The following is a 20,329-nucleotide window of genomic DNA, read 5'->3' as shown; positions in this document are numbered from 1 at the left end:
CATTTTATGCAAAAGATTAGAAATATAGCTATTATAGCACACGTTGACCACGGCAAAACTACTTTGGTTGATAAGATTTTACATTCTTGTTCTATTTTTCGTGACAACGAACAAACAGGAGATTTGATATTGGATAACAACGATTTAGAACGCGAACGTGGTATCACGATTGTATCTAAAAACGTTTCGGTTCAATACAAAGACGTAAAAATTAATATTATTGACACTCCTGGTCACGCGGATTTCGGCGGTGAGGTAGAGCGTGTTTTGAAAATGGCAGATGGTGTACTTTTACTTTGCGATGCTTTTGAAGGTGCAATGCCTCAAACGCGTTTCGTAACGCAAAAAGCTTTAGCGCTTGGTTTAAAACCGATTGTGGTAGTAAACAAAGTGGATAAAGAAAACTGTCGCCCAGAAGAGGTTTATGAGCAGATTTTCGAATTGTTCTTTAACCTTGAAGCTACAGAAGAGCAATTAGACTTCCCTGTAATTTACGGTTCATCTAAACAAGGATGGATGAGTACCGACTGGCAAAAACCAACTACTGATATTTTTGCTTTATTAGATGCAGTTGTGGCTAACATTCCACCAGCACCAATTAACGACGGTACTTTACAGATGCAAATCACCTCATTGGATTATTCATCTTTCGTAGGTCGTATTGCAATTGGTCGTGTTCACCGTGGTACAATTAAAGAAAACCAACCGGTTACTTTAATTAAACGCGATGGTAAAGTTGTAAAAACAAGAGTAAAAGAACTATATACATTCGAAGGCTTAGGAAAAATCCGTACCACAGAAGTAAGTTCAGGTGATATTTGTGCAGTTGTAGGTATTGATGGATTTGATATTGGTGATACTATCGCTGATTTTGAAGCACCAGAACAACTACCTGTAATCAGCATCGATGAGCCTACAATGAATATGTTGTTTACCATTAACAACTCTCCATTTTTCGGTAAAGAAGGTAAATTGGTAACTTCTCAACGTATTAAAGAACGTTTGATCAAAGAAACTGAGAAAAACTTAGCTTTAAAAGTTGTTGAAACAGCATCTCCAGATTCATGGTTGGTTTACGGTCGTGGTATTCTCCACTTATCAGTACTAATCGAAACCATGCGTCGTGAAGGTTACGAAATTCAGGTTGGTCAGCCACAGGTTATCGTTAAAGAAATCGATGGTAAAAAACATGAGCCAATTGAAACACTAATTGTTGATGTTCCGGGTGAAGTTTCTGGTAAAGTAATTGAATTGGTAACTCAGCGTAAAGGTGAGTTGTTAATTATGGAGCCAAAAGGCGATTTACAGCACTTAGAATTCGAAATCCCTTCTCGTGGTATTATCGGTTTGCGTAACAACGTATTAACTGCTACTGCTGGTGAGGCAATTATGGCACACCGTTTTAAAGCTTACGAGCCTTGGAAAGGTACAATCCCTGGTCGTTTGAACGGAGTATTGGTTTCAATGGAAAAAGGACAAACTACTGCTTATTCAATTGATAAATTACAGGATAGAGGTCGTTTCTTTGTTGATCCGGGAACTGATGTTTACGAAGGTCAGATTATGGGTGAGCACATCCGTGATAACGATTTAGTGGTAAACGTGGTAAAAGGTAAAGCTTTAACCAACATGCGTGCTTCTGGTACTGATGATAATACCCGTATTGCACCAGCAATTAAATTCTCTTTAGAAGAGGCTATGGAGTACATCCAGGCTGATGAGTATATCGAGGTTACACCTGCCAGCATGCGTTTACGTAAAATCTATTTAACTGAGCAAGAACGTAAAGTTAAAGGAAAGCAATTTGCTTAATCTCTTAAAGGAGACTTAAAATATAGCTAATTAAAGCCTCGATGTAAATCGGGGCTTTTTTGCGTTTAATAGTTTTGGCATTGATAATTTGTAGTAAAGCAGCGATGAGGTTGTTAATTATAGGGGTTAAATATTTCTGAGCTACCAGCATAAATATTTAGGAAATCAATTACTGTCGATTTTTTAATTTTGGTTCTTCTTTCGTTAAATCCCCTTTGATAAATCAGCGAATACCATAACAAGAAGGTTATAAAAATGTGGGCCGATAAATAAGTTTGGATGCTATTAAGCTAAGCAATAACAGTAGATAAGTGCCTGTTAATAAGCAGTTTTTAATCAAAACAGTCGTTTTTTGTCATGGTTTTTTCATAAAACTTGTAGGAATAAAAAACTAACAGTTTGATGGCAATTGATTTTAACTGTGACTGTAATTTTGCATTTATAAAAGCAAACTAATTATCCCACATCATGATTAATAAAGGGTTATCCAAAGCGGGTATATTTTTATTAAATATGCTCTCGCTATTGCCATTATTTATTTTATACCTACTGGCAGATGCTTTTTATGTATTGATATTTTATGTTTTTGGTTATAGAAGAAAAGTAGTCAAAGAAAATCTCAATAATGCATTCCCCGAAAAAAATACCGCTGAGATTTATGCAATAGAAAAGCGATTTTATAAATTTTTGTCGTCTCTTTTTATCGAAGTGATCAAAATGAAAAGTATTTCTAAAAATGAGCTGAATAAAAGAGTAAGGTTTAAAAATAAGGATCTGGTAGAGGCTTATCTTAAAAACAACGAGAGTGTACTTTTTTGCTCTTCCCATTATGGAAATTATGAGTGGGTTTGTATGGCCATAGGCTTAAACTTCTCGGGCGAACACTACCCAATTTATAAGCCACTGAGCAGTGATGTTTTTGATAATTGGTTTTTGACCATGAGGAGTAAATTTGGTAACCATATGGTATCCATGCGTCAAACGTTACGGGCTATTCAATCCAGCAAAAATAAACCAACCATGTTTACTTTTGGTAGCGACCAGGCCCCTGGAAGAGAGGAATCGAATTATTGGACAACTTTTTTAAATCAAGAATCATCGATTCAGTTAGGGGTAGAGAAAATCGCCAGGAAAACCAATCGTCCGGTTTTTTATTTAAAGATAAACCATTTAAAAAGAGGTTATTATGAGGTAGATTGTGTGCCGATCTGCTTAAATCCTTCTGAAACTGCCGAATTCGAAATCACCGAAATGCATACACATTTCTTAGAGGATATGATAAAAGAAGCGCCTGCTTATTGGTTGTGGAGCCACCGCAGATGGAAGTACAAACCTGAACCAAAAATTTCTGCAATCATCCAAAAGGATGAAAATATGATGGATGCAATTGCGTAAATTCATCTTTTTGTCTTATCTGGAAAACTAACATTTTCATGGCATAATTTTTTGGCTTGCTTTTTAAATTAGCATTTCAACTTATTCTGGTATGATTAAAAAGGGGATTTCCCATCTGGGGATATTTTTTTTAGGCGTATTATCTTTGCTTCCATTATCTGTATTATACGTGTTGGCTGATGGCGCTTACTTACTGCTGTATTTTGTTTTCGGCTATCGCCGCAAAGTAGTGAGAACAAATTTATTAAAGGCACTTCCTAATAAGGCCTTAAAGGAAATTTTCACTATAGAAAAACGTTTTTACCGCTATCTGTCTTCTTTGGTTTTCGAAGTTATTAAGATGAAAAGTATTTCGAAAGAGGAAATAGAAAAGCGTTTTATATTTCACAACAAGGAGCAAGTTCAAAAATACTTGGATCGGGGTCAAAGCGTATTGATCTGTGCTGCACATTATGGCAACTGGGAATGGGGTACTTTGGGTATTGGACTTAATTTTAATGTAGATCATTATCCAATTTATAAGCCATTAACTAATCCTACTTTCGACAACTGGTTTAAAAAAGTGCGCAGTAAATTCGGAAATAAATTAATTGCCATGCGCCAAACTATGAGGGCTTTACAGGCGAGCAAAGATAAGCCGAGCATATTTAGTTTTGGGAACGATCAGGCACCTTCAAAAGATGAATCACATTATTGGACAACTTTTATGAATCAGCCGAGTTCTGTTCAATTGGGTATAGAAAAAATTGCTAAAAGAACCAATCAGCCAATATTTTATTTTAAAATCAATGTACTTAAACGGGGCTTTTATAGTGTAGATTGTATACCGCTCTGTTTAAATCCGGCCGGAACTGCTGAATTTGAAATTACAGAAATGCATACCCGTTTTTTGGAAGAAATGATCAAGGCCAGGCCCGAGTATTGGTTGTGGAGCCATAAAAGGTGGAAATATCAGCCTAAAAATGCAAATTCTTTTGCAATAAATCAATTGGCTAAGCAGGCATAAATACCTAAATATTTTATATTTGCCTGTACAACGCCTATCTAATGAAGATCTTAAAAAAAACGCTTTTAATCTTAATCTATACTTTTTTCTTCTCGCTGTTCGTATTATTCCTTTGGAAGCCTTATTTATTAAATGTTATAAAGTATAGAACTCCAAATGCAGAAACGTATAAAATCTTTCCTCAGGAAGTTTCGCATAAAAGTGACTCCATTTTTCATTTTATCAGAACTGGTAAGCAACGTGATGACTTAGATACTCTCCATGTTTTGGATGGTGACAATCGATCTATTCCTTTAAAAGAATATATAAAAAACGGAGAAATCAATCTTTTTATGGTGATCAGGAACGATAGTGTGCTATACGAAAGGTATCATAATGGATATAGCGATAGCACGCTAACAAGTATATTTTCTGGAGCTAAAAGTATAATTTCCATTATGATTGGTCAAGCTTTAGAAGATGGTTCAATTAAAAATTTAAATGATAAAGTAACCAGATACATTCCCGAATTAGAATCGAATCCAGCTTTTGAGCAGGTTACGTTAAAAAATCTTCTGGATATGAAATCCGGACTGGAATTTCAGGATGCCTTGGGTGGAATTGTGAAAGCATTTTTTTCGGATGAGGCCAAGTATTATTATACGGATGATATGAAAGCACAGCTGATGAAAGTTAAGCTGGCAAATAAACCCGGCACAGTTTGGAAATACAAGAGCATTGACCCGATTTTGTTAGGCTGGGTTTTAAAAAATGCAACTGGGAAATCGGTAGCGCAATACTTTGAGGCGAATGTTTGGCAAAAAATTGGCGCAGAGTATAATGCTACCTGGGGTTTAGATCAGGTTGATGGTTTAACAAATACCGCAAGCCGTTTTCAGGTTACGGGCATTGATTTTGCAAAAATTGGGCGATTATTTTTAAATAAAGGCAGATACAATGGCAAACAGGTGGTACCGGAGCGTTGGGTTAATCAATCAATCAATATCGGTAAAGAAATACCTGCCTCTGCCAAAGGTTGGCAAAAGTCTGCACATCATTATCTCTGGTGGATTCCGCAGGAAGGAGAAAATGGTGATTACTCGGCAGAGGGGATGCTTGGGCAAAGGTTATATATAGATCCTAAAACAAATACCATAATTGTACAGTTTGCAGATCACGGTGCTGGCAATTATCCTTACCGTAAAATCAGCAGGTATTTAAGCGGTTTGCCATTTAGTTATCCCAAGTTTTAACCGCAAAGCACGCACTACTGTTTTTTTCTTTTACTTCTTCGCGTAAAACTTCGCGGCCTTTGCGGTTAAATTTTTAAAATGGTAAATTGCCTCTACATGGAAAACAATGATGTAAAAATTTCAAAAAAGAAGCCGATTTTTCCGGTTACACCTGCTTTGCAAAAATATTTGCGCACTTACCAGCGTGAAGCAAAACTACCTATCGGTTACAATGATTTAATGCAGTTCAACGAGGCTTTTCCTTTAATGGATAAGTTTGGTAAAGATTCACTTTGGGAAGGCCCTATCTATGCGCAAGACTTAATTGAAACCTTACATGATGGTTTGAAAGAAATTTACGCCAACCTAAAAGCTTCAGGAAACCTGCGAATTGTAGAGCACAAGTACATTGATAAAATTGAATATTGTACCTTCGGAAATACCCATCCTTTCCGTATCCGCATTGTAAACCGTTTAAATGATGTTTACGATTATTTTTATATCAAGAAAGCCGATGCCTCGCGTATTTATGGCCTGGAAATGGAAGAAATTCTTTCGCCAAACCAGGTAAATTATCTTGTTGATGGAAATACTTTGGTTGAGGAACACATTGCAGGAATTCCGGGTGATGTTTTTACAAAAGGCCAGCTGTATACTCCTGAATTTAACCCTACCCGTATTGCAAAAGAGTTTGTAAAGTTTAACGAGCGTTGTTTAATTATGCTTTTGGGCGACATGCGGGCCTATAATTTTGTGGTACAGATTACGCCTGATTTTGATGATATTCAATTCAGGATCCGTGCAATTGATTTTGACCAGCAATTTTATGAGGGAAATTTAAAGGTATATCTGCCCCAGTTTTTTAAGGAGAACCTGCCTTATGTAAAAATGAGCATGGAACAGTTAACAGAAAAAACGGTGCTGCAATATCAACAGGAAGAAAGATCATCGATTGTGCACCGAGTACGGAGTGAAAGGCACCGGTTAACCGATTTAAGAGATGTTTCGAATAAAGAAGAATTAACCACCCCTGAGAACATCGCTTTGCTAAAACAAAGTATGAGTGATTATTTTAAGGATACGAATTACCTGCGTTGTAAAACCATGACCGATATTATTGAATTGAATATTAAGAATATTATCAGGCAAGTTAAATTATAGATGGTTCAGAAGGTAATATCTTCTGGAACACAGAAATAAAAATAAAAACGGCTGGCAATTTTGCCAACCGTTTTTGAGTGAATCTAGAAAGAGCGTCCAAAATTTTTAGGCGTGTTGCCCTTCATGAACACCTTCGGCAAATTCCTCTACAATTTTATCGTTAAAAGCAGGTAAATCTTTTGGTGTGCGGCTGGTTACAAAACCTTGGTCTACCACAACTTCTTCATCAGACCAAATGGCTCCGGCATTGATCAAATCCTGTGAAATATTTTTCACGGATGTCATTTTTCTACCCTGAACTACATCAGCATTAATTAATGTCTGTGGTCCGTGGCAAATTGCTGCTACAGGTTTTCCATCAGCAAAAAATGTTTTTACAAAAGCAATTGCATCTTCATTAACACGTAACTGATCAGGGTTAATTACGCCGCCAGGTAAAAGCAAACCATGATAATCCTCTGCATTTGCTTCAGAAAGAGTTTTATCTACATCTACTTCGATCGACCAGTGATCTTGATCCCAAGCTTTAATTTTTCCACTTTTTGAGGAGATAATGTGAACGGTAGCTCCTTCTTCTTTTAACCTTTTAACTGGTTCGGTTAATTCTACTTCTTCAAATCCGCTTTCTGAAAGTACAGCAATAGTGCGGTTACTTAATTGTCCCATAATCTTTAAATTTTTAATAGGTGATGTATTAAAGACAGTTGAGGAAAATTATTGTTTTTATAAATTTGAGATTAGGGAGAAGATATGCCTAGCCGGATCGTTGTACTGAACTTGTTTCAGCATCTTTTTTAAGAGATAATAGTTAACCTAGTTTAGGATATTAGTTCTGCCTATTTTCAAGCCTGACAGATTCTGAAACAAGTTTAGAATGACGGACAAATATTAGTCATTCGTTCTACGGTGCTTAACAAAATATAAGGCCAGATTACTAGCAATAACGATGTGGTTAAAAATATTAGGAATTAGGCCATAATATTTGGTGAATATTTTAAACCGTTCTTTTAGGCTCTCACGGTGTTTTTTCTTGCTCATGCCGCCTACCAGGTATTTGGCTACATAGCGGTGAACATTTACAATATTAGATGCTTTTTTTGCTGCTTTTATAATCCAATCAATATCTGAGCTGTATTTATAAGTTAAATCATAAGGCGTAATAATGCTTCTTCTGATATAAATCGCCTGATGGCTTATATTCATGCCATATTTAAAACTGGTCCAATCGAATTTTTCTGGTGCTTCATGCCTTCTTCGGCCCAGGTTTTCCCAGTTGTCGTTGTACATTTCAGTTTCGCCGTAATAAATGTCGGCACCTGGAGCCGATGCAAAAACATCTTCTACGGTATGGTTATCATAAATCTCATCTCCTGAGTTCATAAATAAAACATAATCGCCTGTAGCTAATGCCAGCCCCTTGTTCATGGCATCATAAATACCCTTATCGGGCTCCGATACAATTTTGGTAAGCTGATTCTTATAACGCTGAACAACCTGTAAAGTGCCATCTGTTGATGCTCCGTCGATTACAATATATTCAATTTTTTTATATGTTTGGTTAAGAACAGATTGGAGAGTACGTTCGATATCGCGAACGTTATTGTATACAATAGTGATGACTGTTAGCTTTGGCAAGGGATGGCTTTTTTGGATTGGAGTAAATTTAATAAAGATTACTCAATTTTTCTCTTTCAATGTGGAAATGAAATTGGGTAAACATTTTGCGTCAAAACCTGCTCTAGTCTATCTAAATATTTTCCGTGAATGCTGTTTTTCTATAGCTATTAAAATTATTTCGGCTGTAAATCAATCAATGTTTCGTACAAATGAATATGTTCTGCCGCAATTACTTCTTCAGAGAAATCAGTTAAAATGCTTAGCCTTGCTGCTTTTTGTATTTCTTCTTTATTTGGGCGGTGGTAAAGCCATTCAATTCCATTTGCCAGGTCCTCTGCATTCTGATATTCGGCCAGATAACCGTTTTGCATGTGTTTAACCATATCCGGAATACCACCTGTGGTAAAAGCAACAACAGGTGTAGCACATGATAAACTTTCCATCACAGTATTCGGCAGGTTATCTTCTAATGAAGGGGTAATAAAAGCATCTGCAGCAGAGTAACATTTGGCTAAATGGTCATCTTTATTAATAGTGCCTAAAAAAGTGGTTTTAAATGGGAATTCTGGCATTTCGGCATTTTCTTTATTGCCGAAGATCACAATTTCGATATTTTCTTTCTGTATTCCAGCCCTTCGGGATAAAATTTCTAACGCTTCAATTAAGTAAGGCGTTCCTTTGTGTTTATCATTTTTTGAGGGCATAAATCCGCTCATCAGCACAAATTTATCCGGATTAATTTTCAGGATTTTTTTAGCTTCTGATTTAACGTAGGGTTTAAAAATTTTTGTTTCAATGGTATTTGGAATTACTGTGGCTTTTCTGGTGCCCAGTAAACTGCTAAATTTTATTGAAGCAGCCATCCATTTGCTTGGTGCAACAATGTGAAAGTTTAATGCGCTATAAGCTTTTTGCTTGCGTAGCCAAGTTTTGTGCGAAATATCATCTTTGCCGCTAATTTTCAAAATCGGGCAATTGCCACATTGTTGATGAAAGTTTTCGCAACCATAACGCACGTGGCATCCACCTGTAAAGGCATTACTATCATGAAATGTCCATACAATTGGTTTTTCCAGTTCATCAAGCTGCGCCAAAAATTTTGGGTTAAGAAAACCGTGGTTTACCCAATGTAAATGAATAATATCGGCATTTTTAACATCGGGATGGTTAATTACCGAACGGCCAAACCACTGTAAACTAAAGGGTGTTTTTACCGATTTACTTAGCCATTTGGCGTAATACCTTTCGGATAAAATGTTATAAATGGCTTTTGCTTTTTGGAAAGGCGAATTGCTAAAAGTATCTATTTTTGGGTTTTGGCCAAATTTGTAGTAAACCAATACTTTTGAATCGATACCATTGGCCTTTAGGGCGTCACTTAAGCGCAAACAGGCCCGCCCTGCTCCGCCATTTCCATCATAGGTATTTAGGTGTACAACTTTCAAATCAATCAAAAATACATTTTATTGTTTACGAATATAAAATCTGTTGTGTAATTTCATCCTAATATTTTTTATTGCTTTTTAATTGTAGGATGGAGCCTTTGATGTTTAAAATAATCATGTCTGAAATGAATGATTATTTTAAACAAGCCGGGTTCATGCATCAAAGCCAAACAAAATAAATCATGATCAAATCCCTGTTAAAATCGCTTGCAACACTGGCGTTTTTGTTGCCAGTTCATTCTTTTGCTCAAAATCAAACGTATTTCGCGGCATACCCTGCTTTAACGCCCGATGCACAAACAATAGTATTCAGCTATGATGGTGATATTTGGAAAGTACCTGTAAAAGGTGGTGTAGCGGCAAGGGTTACAGCGATGCAGGGCGAAGAAATTAACCCTAAAATATCTCCCGATGGCAAATGGATGGCTTTTTCATCCAATCAGTTTGGCAATTATGATGTGTATGTGATGCCTTTAACGGGTGGCGACATTAAACAACTCATTTTTAATGATGCTGCGGATGAAGTGGACAACTGGAGCTGGGATTCGAAAACGATCTATTTTACTTCCGGCCGATACAATTCTTTTTCAAGCTATAAAGTGAGTGTAACTGGAGGTACAGCCAAACGGTTGTTCGATAATTATTTTAATACCACTCATCATATTGCCGAATCGCCTGATGGTGAGCTGTTTTTTAACGATACCTGGGAAAGTTATCGATTTGCAAACCGCAAACATTATAAAGGGGCATATAATCCTGATATTCAATCGTATAATCCAAAATCAAAAAGTTATAAACGCTATACCGATTATATCGGAAAAGATTTCTGGACGAGCATCGATCAAAAAGGCAACATATTTTTCGTATCGGATGAAGGCAATGAAGAATACAATCTTTACACGTTTATTGGAGGTAAAAAAACCGGACTTACTAATTTTGATACATCAATTAAACGTCCTTTTGTATCGGCCAATGGAACCACCGTTGTTTTTGAAAAGGATTATCAATTGTATACTTATGATGTAACCTCAAAAAAGGCAGAAAGGGTGAATATCAGCACATCCCGCAACCAGGTTTTGAGTAAAGAGCAGGAGTATGAAGTACGCGGAAATATCTCAGCATTTGACGTATCCACCGATGGTAAAAAAATGGCCTTTGTTTCTCGGGGTGAGGTATTTGTAAGTGATGCTGACGGAAAGTTTATCCGGAAAATTACCAATAGCGGCGAACGGGCACTCGAATGTAAGTGGCTTGCAGATAACAAAACAATATTATTCAGCGAAACCGCTAACGGCTATCAAAACTGGTTTACCATTACCGGTGATGGAAAAGGATCGGTAAAACAGCTTACGAAAGATAAAGCAAATGTGCGCGATGTTACACTGAATAAAACCAAAACCATGGCCGTGTATCTGAGCGGTAGAAATGAGCTTAAACTGATGAACCTTAAAACTTTCGAAGCTAAAACCTTAGTAACCGATGAGTTTTGGGCTTTGCAAAATGCTGCACCAAGTTTTTCACCTAATGATGAATATGTACTATTTACCGTTTATCGAAACTTTGAACAGGATATCATGGTACACAACATTAAAGGCGATAAAACCATTAATTTAACCAATACCGGTGTTACCGAAACCGGGCCTGCCTGGTCGCCAGACGGAAAATATATCTTTTTTACAAGTGCACGCACCAAGCCATCTTATCCAACAGGAATGGCCAATGCACATATTTACAGGATGGCATTGGATAATTATGATGAAGCTTACCGCTCTGATAAATTTGATGATTTATTTAAAGAAACCAAGCCTGCCCCAACTGAAGTTAAGCCTGCAATATCCAATACTAAAAAAGCAAAAGCAGATACTGCTAAAAAGAAAACAGAGGTAAAACCAACACCAAAGCCGGCAAATATCATCACAATTAATACCCAGAATATTCTGGATCGCATTGAACTGGTTGGTCCGGCTTTTGGTGGCCAATACGGAACTGATGCCTTTGCCAAAGGGGATAAAACCTATGTGTTTTATTCCTCTAACCACGAAGGGGGTGCTCCCGGGCTTTACCGGACTACCATTGAGCCTTTCGAAGCCAATAAAACCGAAAAGGTGGCCGATGGTGGCGATTATTCAATTATCTCAGCAGGTGATAAATTTTACGTCTTATCGCGGGGTACAATTAACAAGTACTCGTTAGAAGGCAATAAACTTGATCGGGTAGACCACGACTATAAATTTACGAGAAATCTGAATGCAGAATTTAACCAGATGTTTTTCGAAACCTGGGTGGGTTTGGATGAGAATTTCTATGATGAAAAATTCCATGGTGTTGATTGGGATAAAATGAGAACGCGTTATGCTGCTTATTTGCCTTATGTAAATAACCGGAGCGACCTTAGAATTTTATTAAATGATATGTTGGGCGAGTTGAATTCTTCGCACATGGGTTTTAATAGTACTGGTGCAGAAGAACGAAAAAATCTGAATTATACCACCAATGAAACAGGGATTATTTTTGATAACGAAAACCCGTTAAAGGTTGTACGTGTGGCTGCAAAAAGTAATGCTGCACGTAACGGAACGAATATTTTACCAGGAGATATTTTAACAGAAGTGAATGGTGTTAAGGTGGATGAAAAAATAGACCGCGATTATTATTTTAGTAAGCCATCGTTAGATAAAGAGATTACCTTAACCTTTAAACGTAATGGAAAGGATGTATTTGTTAATTTACATCCAGAAAGTTCGGGTACTTTGAGGGGAAATCTTTATGATGAATGGATTAGTCGAAACCATAAAAATGTTGATAAATGGAGCAATAACCGAATTGCCTATTCTTATATGAAAAATATGAGCGGTGGCGAATTGGAAACTTTTCTTTTGGATATGGTTGCACAGGAAGAAAATAAAGAGGCTATTATTCTCGATCTGCGTTACAATACCGGGGGAAATGTACATGATGATGTGCTGAAATTTCTTTCTCAGCGGCTGTACCTCCAATGGAAATACCGTGGTGGCAAATTGGCTCCGCAAAGTAATTTTGGTCCGGCGGCTAAGCCAATTGTGCTGTTGGTTAATGAGCAATCTTTAAGTGATGCAGAAATGACTGCTGCGGGTTTTAAACAATTAAAATTGGGTAAAATTATTGGCACAGAAACCTACAGATGGATTATTTTTACTTCAGCTAAAGGTTTGGTTGATGGTTCTTCATACCGTTTACCATCCTGGGGTTGTTATACTATGGATGGCAAGAATATCGAAAAGGAAGGTGTTAAACCAGATATTTTTGTAAAAAATACTTTTGAAGACCGCCTGGCAGATAAAGATCCTCAACTGGAAAGAGCAGTAGCTGAAATTTTGAAAGATTTGAAGTAAGCATATGCTTTTAACGCATTTTCACAGTTTAAACAGTTAACCACTTTTAACAATTAACCATTTTTTTCCGTTTCTTTGGGATTGGAATTATTTAAAACATGGCAAATTTATTAACCGACAGGGCTTTTTGGGTAAATTATTGGGAAAGTAAAAAAGGACTAGCGGTTCAGTTACCTTCAAACTATTTATTTCACCTGCAACTGGCTGATGTTATTCAAAAGAATAATGTTAAAACTGCCATTGAGTTGGGTGGTTTCCCGGGTTATTATGCCGTATTCCTAAAAAAATACTTTAAGCTTGATGTTACGCTTTTAGATTATTTTGTGCATCCACCTGTTGTAAACGAGCTTTTAGAGAAAAATAATTTAACTGAAAGTGATATCCATATCGTCGAAACCGACCTTTTTAACTACACGCCCAAAAAACAGTACGATCTTGTGTTAAGCTGTGGTTTAATTGAACATTTTAATGATACTGCCGATATAATTAACCGCCACATTGCCTTTGTAAAACCAGGAGGCACATTATTTATTACATTGCCAAATTTTAAAGCGGTTAACGGTTGGTTTCAAAAGAATTTTGATAAAGAAAACTACGACAAACATAATATCGATAGCATGGATCCCGCGTTATTGAAATCAATATGTGAGCAAGCTGGTCTCAGTGAGGTAAAATCGGGGTATTTTGGTCGTTTTAGCGTATGGTTGGAGAATGAAAGCCAAAAATCTGCAGGTGTTCGTTTATTTAAAAAAGCAGTTTGGTTAACAGGTAAAGTATTTACAAAGATTATCCCTTTCGAAAGCAAAAATCTATCACCTTATATTATATTAGTGGCGAAGAAAAATTAACGCGCTATGTCTGTAAGTTGGGGTTACTCGCCTAAAATTGAAAAATATATTCCTTTGGCCGATTTTCCGGCAGATAAATATTTAATTGTTGCCAGGCAGGTGATCGAAAATCTGGGTTGGAGCCTTAGTCATGTGTCTGAAAGCGGGCTAATTGCTTACACACCAATATCTTTCCAATCCTATAGTGAAGAAATATCAATCCGCATCCATGGAAATTTCGCTGTAGTAAAGAGTGAGTGTGTGGGTATCCAGATGCTTTTTAATGATTATGGCAAGAACGACTTAAACCTCGAAAAGTTCTTTCATGAATTTGAATATGTTGAGTTTCATCTTAAAGATGTTTGGGAAGAAAGTTTGTCTAAATTTCACCAGCTTATAGCAACGCAGGATGATCATTATTTTGAAAAGGCCCCTTTGGCAACAAAAAATAAGATCAAAAATGTTTTCTTCCTGTTCTTCCCCCAAAAAGGTTATACCGCAACGCCGATCGTTGTCCTGATCAATGTTTTTTATTATGTAGCAATTTTCCTTTTTTCGGCCGTATTAATGATCAATCTATCATTAAAAACCGGGAGTGCTTCTCATGATGATTATATTGAGGAAATAAGAAGGATTTCATTAAATTTTGGGGTTAATCAGCGTAATCTTGTGCTGGGCGGCGAATACTGGCGTTTAATTACCTATCAGTTTATTCACGGATCTAAATCGCACTTGTTTTTTAATATGTATGCCCTGGTTTATCTGGGTTTAATGATCGAAAATAAACTGGGCTGGAAAAAATACCTCTTTATTTATTTGGTGAGCGGCATTTGTGGCGGCTTGGTGAGTTTAATTTTTCATCAGGAAGGAGTGATGATGGGCGCTTCAGGAGCTATAATGGGCTTATATGGCGCTTTTATTGCTTTATTGATTACTAAATCTTTTGAACGTAAAGCAACGAAAGCATTATTAATGAGTACCTTAATTGTCTCCTTACTGGTACTCCTAAATGGTGCATTTGGCAAAAGAGTAGATAATGCCGCACATGTTGGCGGTTTTATTTCAGGTTTTATTTTTACCTATTTGCTTAACTATAAATGGGATGAAAGTTTTGAAATTAAAAGCTGGGCAAGGTATGCAGTTTCAGTACTTTTATTTCTGCTGTTTTTTAGCGGAGTGCTTTATTTTAGCCCAAAGTATGGAACTGAAGAGTACCGCAAATTAAGGGATACTTTTAACGGTAATATGGGCTCGCTTAACAGCATTATGAATTTAAAGATTTCCTTACCAAAGGATGTAAAGCTTACCTCTATTAAGCAGGATGGCATTATACCGATGGAAAGGAACCTTGTTGTAATTAAACAAATGCAGGCCTTAAATTTAAAGCCTGAAGATGCTAAAGAACGAGAGGAAAAAATTAAACTGAGTAAAGCATCCCATCGTGCCGTAATGCTGATGTACAGAGATATTAAGGCCGATAGCACTTATCGCTATAGCAAACAGACTTCTAATGCACTGGCACAAGTTTTCGAAATCCTTTACAAACCAGATTAAGTTTAAACTGCTTTTTTGTACAACCCAATTTCACTTAGCGTAATACAAACCGGAGATTTGGTAATATTTATTTTTACTTTATTAGTTGTAACAGGACTCTCCAATTTAATTAAGCGTTTTGCGCCGATGCTAGTACCATCGTAAACTTTTTTCCAGGTGTTATTTACAAGTACTTCAATAGTGTAAGCTTCAATTCGTTGCCCTAAAGCAATAAATTCTTGCAGGCTAATGATATCAAAGGTTTTGGCTGCTTTTAAATCCAGTTCTATGTTTGCCTTATGGGCATTATCTTGTGTGGCCCAGTAACTATCCTTTTTGCCATCAAGCAGGTTAGCCGCATTATACTTTTTACCCCGACTATTGCTTGCTTTGATTGATGCATTTTTAGCCAGATTATGCTCAAAAGTATGTTTCACCATGTCGCCAAACGTTTTTAGTGCAGCAACATCATCGTTGTGCAGCTGCCCACGGGTATCGGGTGCTAAACCGAGGTCTAATCCTGCACCACGGCCAACGCTTTTTAAATATAGGTCGAATAAAGCTTCTGGTGTTTTTGGTTTTTCATTAGGGTGATAAAACCAGCCTTTTCTCAAGGGAACATCGCATTCGGCCGGCATCCAGAATTTACCATTTCTAATTCCTTCGGGGCTTTGCGGGTAATTTGCCTGGCCAGGTACGGCTGCACTTTTTCCATCAGGTGCCATTGGTGTAAAAGTGGCCCATGAGGTTACTGAAGCATTACCGTCTTCATTGCCAACCCAGCGGATATCCAAACCAATATCGCTAAAAATATTTGCCATTGGCTGCATTTTCCGTGTAATTGCCCAGGTATTTTTCCAATCGTAGTACGTGGTATTATCAATAGATCGTTTTTCTTTTGCGCCGCCATAATATCCCTCGCCACCATTGGCACCATCATGCCAGCTCATAAAAAGCTCACCAAAATTGCTGTAGAGTTCCTTTAATTGCGCCTGATAAATGGCAAGGTATTTATCGGTGCCATAAAGCGCATTATTCCTGTCCCATGGCGAGCAATACACACCAAATTTTAAACCGTTTTTACGTACAGCCTGCTCTACTTCTTTAACTAAATTTCCTTTCCCTGCTCTAAATGGGCTTTTACTAATGTTATATTCAGTGGTTTTGGTTGGCCACAGCGCAAAGCCATCATGGTGTTTAGCCACTAAAATAATCCCTCTTAACCCGCCTGCCTTTGCTGCTTTAATAATCTGATCGGCATTAAAATCGGTTGGATTAAAAGTTTTCGGATCGGCATCACCAAAGCCCCATTCCTTATTTTCGAAGGTAGTGGGTGTAAAATGAATTAAGCCATATACCTCTATATCATGCCAGGCCAATTGCCTTTTCGATGGCACTGCACCATAAGGTTTAGGAGGTGATTGGGCATAAATACTGGTAGATAGGAATAAAAAAACAATTAATAATTTGCTCATAATGGTATAGCTTAGCTAAAACTAAAGTACAAATAAATACGATTTTTGAAGTATAGGTTAATTGATATTTAATCTGCCGGAAATGTAGATGCGAAATTATTTTTACATCTTCATCGTTACACTGAACCATGAAACATTTAATTTTAGTATACGTTAACTTATCATGAGCGCTTTAAATCAAAACCCTCCCGATGGCGGTACAATGTACACCGAAACCAATTTGAGCCAGCTTTTTCCCGAACCGTTTAATACCCTAACAAGTTGCTTGTTTTTGGCCATTGCCGTTTACTGGACGATAAAACTCTGGGGGAATTTTAAACAGCACACTTTTCTCAGCATTGCGTTGGTATTGCTATATATTGGAGGGATAGGAGGCACTACTTACCATGGCTTAAGGCGCTGGCCAATATTTATTATGATGGACTGGATGCCTATAATGCTGTTGTGTTTATCTGCGGGGATTTATTTTTTATCCAAACTTACAAAATGGTACTTCGCCGCTTTAATTGTAGCAGTGTATGCCTTATTTCAGTTTTATGTAAGGCGGCTTTTCAGTAACGGTGATTTTCAGATTTTTATCAACATCAACTATGCTTTTATGGCAGCACTTGTTTTATTCCCTGTGTTTGGCTACCTCATTAAAACAGAATGGAAAAATGGTAAATGGGTTGGTTTTGCCTTGGTTGCTTTTGTATTTGCACTCACTTTTCGTATTGCCGATAAATGGGATATATTGAGCATCGGTACCCACTTTTTGTGGCATACCTTTGGTGCAGTGGCTTCGTTCTGTATGTTGAATTATATTTATTTGGTTAATTACAAGAAACGACAAACATAAAACGATTGCACTTATTTATGATGAATCAACAAGTGCAATGATTACTTAAAATTTAGAATGCGCTTTACTGTAGTTTAATTTTTTCTGGCTGCCAATTGCGTATTCAATTCCTCCCCATAAATGGTTCTGAAATTTTTCGTCGGCCCAGCCTTCTTTGGTATGGCCCATACCTGTATAAAATGCTCTTCCGCCATCGAAACTGTGGTACCAGCTAAATGGGTGAAAATCGCCGTTTTTACCACCTGTATACGATTTCTCGTCTAAGGTAATCAGTACTTTAATATCTGGATTGATATCTTTAAAATTATACAATTCATCTTTTCTCATCCAAACCGAATCAGTAAGGAATTTAGTAGCGGGATGTTTTTTGTCTTTAATAATAAATTTTGCTTCTTGTACGGCTGGGTGACTGATAAAATAAGCTCCCGCCAATTTACCATACCAAGGCCAATCATACTCTGTATCGGTAGCCGCGTGGATGCCTACATAACCTCCACCTGCCTGGATGTATCTTTCGAAAGCTATTTGCTGTTTGCTGTCTAAAACATCACCGGTAGTGCTTAAAAAAATTACAGCAGCATATTTTTTAAGGTTGTCTTCAGTAAATGCATCAGCATTTTCGGTGGTATCAATATCAAAATGATGAGCAAGCCCTAATTTTTGTATTACTTCTTTTCCGGTTTCAATGGAGTTATGCCTAAAGCCTTTGGTTTTAGAAAAAACTAAAACTCTTGCCTGTTTTTTTGCTGTGGTAAAGCTTTGTAGTAAAAAAACGGATGCAATTAATAAACAGAGGGAAAGGTACTTTTTCATTTTGCAGACTTGGTTAGTGTTTGATTATGAATTTTAAATTTAAGAAAGTTGTTTGATAATTTCCATACATCTTTCCTCTACCTGTTTGCAAACGGGGCTAAAAAGCGCATTATCCCAATATGGGTCTGTAACTTCGTTGTTATCAAGAAAAAGTTTAACTTTTTTTCTTTCTTCAGGGGTTTTGGCGAGGCTTATTACATCAGCGAGATTATTATGGTCCATAACTAAAATCAGGTCGTAATAACCGAACATAGAATGGTTAAACTGCTGCGCACGTTGTTTACTGATATCGTAACCTAGTGCTTTGGCCGCAGCAATACTCCTATGATCAGGTGCACTACCAATATGCCAGTTGCCTGTGCCGGCAGAAGCAATTTCCCAGTTTAAAGAGCTTTTATCTGCCAGATGGCGCATAATGCCCTCAGCCAATGGCGAACGGCAGATATTGCCCAGGCAAACCATTAAAATTTTCAATATTATTGTGCTTTAAAAGTATATACCACTTTGGAATAAAATATTCCTGGCGAATTTACCAATGTATAAGTTAATTTGTTACCATTAATGGTGCAAATATTTTCAGTATTGGGACTGTGGCCTAAAATGATCTGCTCACCTGATCTTCTCCACTTTTGATTTTCATCATTTTCTACCATATCGCATAGCGATCCGGTAGAAGATTGCCGATAGGTGCCGTTAGGTAGAAATGTTAGGGTAAAGTTGTTGGATAAACAGCCATCATTCCCTTCCAATTTCTTATAATCGCTAACCAATTCGCCTCTTATGTTTAAAGCTGGAGAAACAATAGCAGTTTCCAATACCCATTTTAGTTTAGTAATGGGATCTTCTTTTTGGCTTTTTTTGCAGGAAAGGGAGAAAAGAACCAGTAATATAAACATTAATTTTTTCATAGCGTTTTAGTTTATACCCCTTTAACGAAAGTAACGATTAATATGCTACAAGAAACAAAAAATGCCTCAAGCTTTTTGGCGTTGAGGCATTAAAATCTTATCAAAATGGTTTACCCGTAAATGTCGTTTAACATTTTGGCTAAGCGTACGCCGCCTTTTAAAAGTTGATCGTTTAACGTTTCCACCCATTCAAAGTTATAGCGGTAGCTCAATTTCGAATCGGGTTTTGTGTTATCGTAAATTTTATTGCAAATGCCATACGATTCATAAATGCAATCTTTTAAGCTTGTGTTTTGCCAGTTATAAAGCTGAATTGCAGAAGCATGATTAATTGCCTTTGCATATTCGGTATAACTTAACTGCTGATATTCAATTAACTGCTCATCCCAAACGCGATGGATATTAGATTTTTCATTAAACCACAAAACAGAAACACGGTTACCACCTAAATCTTCTTTACGGGCAACGTGCATAGGTTGGCATAAATCGCCTGCCAAATGCACTAACATGCGTAGAGCGAGTTTTTTTTCGGCGGCTGTACTGCTTGTTTTCTTTAAAACAGCAATAAGATCAGGTATTTTAGTGTAAAGGCTTGGTGCTTTTTCGGTAGATAGGAAGTTGTATACACCATTTTTATCCAATCCGGCAGGAAGATTAACAAAGTGCCAGTTATACATGTAATTGTAGGTAGAATCCGATTTAATAAAATCGCCCCAATTGGCACTCATGGCCAAAGTTTCGTAACCTAAAATACCTTGAATGGCTTTGCGCGTTTTGGCCTTTAAATAGCTATCGGCAATTTCACCAACTACACGGTGGCCAATGGTGCCCCATGCATTTGCTTGCATTGGAAAATAAGCTAAAAAACCAAGTGCTAAAGCTGTGGTTAGTTTCTTTTTAATTGATGTAAAAATCAT

17 protein-coding genes are annotated in these 20,329 nt (G+C 37.1%); 9 read left to right on the top strand and 8 right to left on the bottom strand.

Translation table 11 applies throughout. The features are described from left to right. Positions 1-6 precede the first annotated feature (6 nt). The 5 genes from typA to ASE74_RS11275 all read left to right on the top strand — a co-directional run bounded on the left by typA (position 7) and on the right by ASE74_RS11275 (position 6,585). A complete protein-coding gene (gene typA / locus ASE74_RS11295) occupies positions 7-1,812 on the top strand; it encodes a translational GTPase TypA (protein ID WP_055908713.1) in 1,806 nt (601 codons plus the stop codon). A gap of 468 nt (positions 1,813-2,280) precedes the next feature. Then, on the top strand, positions 2,281-3,207 hold the full coding sequence (locus ASE74_RS11290; RefSeq protein WP_055908710.1) for a lysophospholipid acyltransferase family protein: 927 nt from the start codon (positions 2,281-2,283) through the stop codon (positions 3,205-3,207). A 91-nt stretch (positions 3,208-3,298) separates the two neighbouring features. Then, positions 3,299-4,213 (top strand): lysophospholipid acyltransferase family protein, encoded by a 915-nt coding sequence (locus ASE74_RS11285; protein ID WP_055908707.1) that lies wholly within the window; start codon positions 3,299-3,301, stop codon positions 4,211-4,213. A gap of 41 nt (positions 4,214-4,254) precedes the next feature. Next, the gene (locus tag ASE74_RS11280; protein ID WP_055908704.1) at positions 4,255-5,445 is read left to right on the top strand and encodes a serine hydrolase; all 1,191 of its coding nucleotides are present in this window, start codon (positions 4,255-4,257) and stop codon (positions 5,443-5,445) included. 96 nt (positions 5,446-5,541) lie between these two features. Then, positions 5,542-6,585, top strand: a complete 1,044-nt coding sequence (locus ASE74_RS11275; protein WP_055908699.1) for a hypothetical protein — start codon at positions 5,542-5,544, stop codon at positions 6,583-6,585. A 105-nt stretch (positions 6,586-6,690) separates the two neighbouring features. On the opposite strand, the gene ASE74_RS11270 is transcribed toward ASE74_RS11275, so the two are convergent. From ASE74_RS11270 to ASE74_RS11260, 3 genes are all read right to left on the bottom strand, one after another. After that, a complete protein-coding gene (locus ASE74_RS11270) occupies positions 6,691-7,251 on the bottom strand; it encodes a type 1 glutamine amidotransferase domain-containing protein (RefSeq protein WP_055908696.1) in 561 nt (186 codons plus the stop codon). A gap of 222 nt (positions 7,252-7,473) precedes the next feature. Further along, on the bottom strand, positions 7,474-8,220 hold the full coding sequence (locus ASE74_RS11265) for a glycosyltransferase family 2 protein (RefSeq protein WP_055908692.1): 747 nt from the start codon (positions 8,218-8,220) through the stop codon (positions 7,474-7,476). 155 nt (positions 8,221-8,375) lie between these two features. Further along, positions 8,376-9,647, bottom strand: coding sequence for a glycosyltransferase family 4 protein (locus ASE74_RS11260; RefSeq protein WP_055909485.1), 1,272 nt, complete (start codon positions 9,645-9,647; stop codon positions 8,376-8,378). Positions 9,648-9,829: 182 nt separating this feature from the next. Here ASE74_RS11260 and ASE74_RS11255 point away from each other — a divergent pair, with 182 nt between their 5' ends. The 3 genes from ASE74_RS11255 to ASE74_RS11245 all read left to right on the top strand — a co-directional run bounded on the left by ASE74_RS11255 (position 9,830) and on the right by ASE74_RS11245 (position 15,399). Next, positions 9,830-13,018, top strand: coding sequence for a S41 family peptidase (locus tag ASE74_RS11255; protein WP_055908690.1), 3,189 nt, complete (start codon positions 9,830-9,832; stop codon positions 13,016-13,018). Positions 13,019-13,116: 98 nt separating this feature from the next. After that, positions 13,117-13,866: a bifunctional 2-polyprenyl-6-hydroxyphenol methylase/3-demethylubiquinol 3-O-methyltransferase UbiG gene (locus ASE74_RS11250; RefSeq protein WP_055908687.1), complete on the top strand. Its 750-nt coding sequence runs from the start codon at positions 13,117-13,119 to the stop codon at positions 13,864-13,866. A gap of 6 nt (positions 13,867-13,872) precedes the next feature. Further along, positions 13,873-15,399, top strand: coding sequence for a rhomboid family intramembrane serine protease (locus ASE74_RS11245; RefSeq protein ID WP_055908685.1), 1,527 nt, complete (start codon positions 13,873-13,875; stop codon positions 15,397-15,399). Positions 15,400-15,401: 2 nt separating this feature from the next. On the opposite strand, the gene ASE74_RS11240 is transcribed toward ASE74_RS11245, so the two are convergent. Then, a complete protein-coding gene (locus ASE74_RS11240) occupies positions 15,402-16,853 on the bottom strand; it encodes an alpha-L-fucosidase (RefSeq protein ID WP_055908682.1) in 1,452 nt (483 codons plus the stop codon). A 163-nt stretch (positions 16,854-17,016) separates the two neighbouring features. On the opposite strand from ASE74_RS11240, the gene ASE74_RS11235 reads away from it, so the two are divergent. After that, positions 17,017-17,691, top strand: a complete 675-nt coding sequence (locus ASE74_RS11235; protein ID WP_055908680.1) for a hypothetical protein — start codon at positions 17,017-17,019, stop codon at positions 17,689-17,691. A 45-nt stretch (positions 17,692-17,736) separates the two neighbouring features. Here ASE74_RS11235 and ASE74_RS11230 read toward each other — a convergent pair whose 3' ends face one another. The 4 genes from ASE74_RS11230 to ASE74_RS11215 form a co-directional block, all read right to left on the bottom strand. After that, a complete protein-coding gene (locus ASE74_RS11230) occupies positions 17,737-18,504 on the bottom strand; it encodes a ThuA domain-containing protein (RefSeq protein ID WP_055908677.1) in 768 nt (255 codons plus the stop codon). A gap of 39 nt (positions 18,505-18,543) precedes the next feature. After that, positions 18,544-18,978 (bottom strand): low molecular weight protein-tyrosine-phosphatase, encoded by a 435-nt coding sequence (locus tag ASE74_RS11225; protein WP_055908675.1) that lies wholly within the window; start codon positions 18,976-18,978, stop codon positions 18,544-18,546. Between the two features lie 2 nt (positions 18,979-18,980). Further along, positions 18,981-19,412 (bottom strand): hypothetical protein, encoded by a 432-nt coding sequence (locus tag ASE74_RS11220; protein ID WP_055908672.1) that lies wholly within the window; start codon positions 19,410-19,412, stop codon positions 18,981-18,983. 110 nt (positions 19,413-19,522) lie between these two features. Continuing rightward, complete coding sequence (locus tag ASE74_RS11215) at positions 19,523-20,329, bottom strand: S1/P1 nuclease (RefSeq protein ID WP_055908669.1); 807 nt, start codon at positions 20,327-20,329, stop codon at positions 19,523-19,525.

The organism is Pedobacter sp. Leaf216, from assembly GCF_001421515.1.
Lineage (GTDB): Bacteria > Bacteroidota > Bacteroidia > Sphingobacteriales > Sphingobacteriaceae > Pedobacter.
Note: the sequence above shows the minus strand (reverse complement) of the source record. Positions and strands in the feature narration are given on the sequence as shown.

Excerpts from the sequence above, each read along its gene's own strand:
- ASE74_RS11240 (WP_055908682.1), bottom strand. The coding sequence starts at position 16,853 with ATGAGCAAATTATTAATTGTTTTTTTATTCCTATCTACCAGTATTTAT.
- ASE74_RS11270 (WP_055908696.1), bottom strand. The coding sequence starts at position 7,251 with ATGGGACAATTAAGTAACCGCACTATTGCTGTACTTTCAGAAAGCGGA.
- ASE74_RS11220 (WP_055908672.1), bottom strand. The coding sequence starts at position 19,412 with ATGAAAAAATTAATGTTTATATTACTGGTTCTTTTCTCCCTTTCCTGC.
- ASE74_RS11230 (WP_055908677.1), bottom strand. The coding sequence starts at position 18,504 with ATGAAAAAGTACCTTTCCCTCTGTTTATTAATTGCATCCGTTTTTTTA.
- ASE74_RS11290 (WP_055908710.1), top strand. The coding sequence starts at position 2,281 with ATGATTAATAAAGGGTTATCCAAAGCGGGTATATTTTTATTAAATATG.
- ASE74_RS11275 (WP_055908699.1), top strand. The coding sequence starts at position 5,542 with ATGGAAAACAATGATGTAAAAATTTCAAAAAAGAAGCCGATTTTTCCG.
- ASE74_RS11245 (WP_055908685.1), top strand. The coding sequence starts at position 13,873 with ATGTCTGTAAGTTGGGGTTACTCGCCTAAAATTGAAAAATATATTCCT.
- ASE74_RS11250 (WP_055908687.1), top strand. The coding sequence starts at position 13,117 with ATGGCAAATTTATTAACCGACAGGGCTTTTTGGGTAAATTATTGGGAA.
- ASE74_RS11255 (WP_055908690.1), top strand. The coding sequence starts at position 9,830 with ATGATCAAATCCCTGTTAAAATCGCTTGCAACACTGGCGTTTTTGTTG.
- ASE74_RS11215 (WP_055908669.1), bottom strand. The coding sequence starts at position 20,329 with ATGATTTTTACATCAATTAAAAAGAAACTAACCACAGCTTTAGCACTT.
- ASE74_RS11285 (WP_055908707.1), top strand. The coding sequence starts at position 3,299 with ATGATTAAAAAGGGGATTTCCCATCTGGGGATATTTTTTTTAGGCGTA.
- ASE74_RS11280 (WP_055908704.1), top strand. The coding sequence starts at position 4,255 with ATGAAGATCTTAAAAAAAACGCTTTTAATCTTAATCTATACTTTTTTC.
- ASE74_RS11235 (WP_055908680.1), top strand. The coding sequence starts at position 17,017 with ATGAGCGCTTTAAATCAAAACCCTCCCGATGGCGGTACAATGTACACC.
- typA (WP_055908713.1), top strand. The coding sequence starts at position 7 with ATGCAAAAGATTAGAAATATAGCTATTATAGCACACGTTGACCACGGC.